A 303-nucleotide genomic window follows, 5' to 3' on the forward strand; every position below is an offset into this window, starting at 1 on the left:
GTGCGCAGTCGGGTAAAAATGTCCAGAGCCAGTTTCAAGTTGTCCGTGCCCCCCATAACCTGAAGCAGCCTGCCAAGAGCCAGTTCGATTTCCTTGTCATCACAGGGGGTGTTCACCTTACCCCCTGCTGCCCGGATGCGTAGTTGGGTAAAAATGTCCAGAGCCGCTTTCAGATTGTCCGGCTCTCCCATAATCTGGTGATGTCTGCCCAGTGTTAACTCGATATTCTTGTCATCACAGGGGGTGTTCGTCTTCCCCTTTGCCGCCAGAGTGCGCATCCGGGTAAAGATGTTCAGGGCTGCT

1 protein-coding gene is annotated in these 303 nt (G+C 54.1%); it reads right to left on the reverse strand.

Annotation, left to right across the window (positions count from 1 at the left end):
• On the reverse strand, nt 1–303 hold a 303-nt coding region (locus E1189_RS22790), incomplete at both ends, for a hypothetical protein (RefSeq protein ID WP_196220963.1).

This window comes from Parendozoicomonas verongulae (genome assembly GCF_009711465.1).
Taxonomy (GTDB): Bacteria; Pseudomonadota; Gammaproteobacteria; order Pseudomonadales; family Endozoicomonadaceae; genus Sansalvadorimonas; species Sansalvadorimonas verongulae.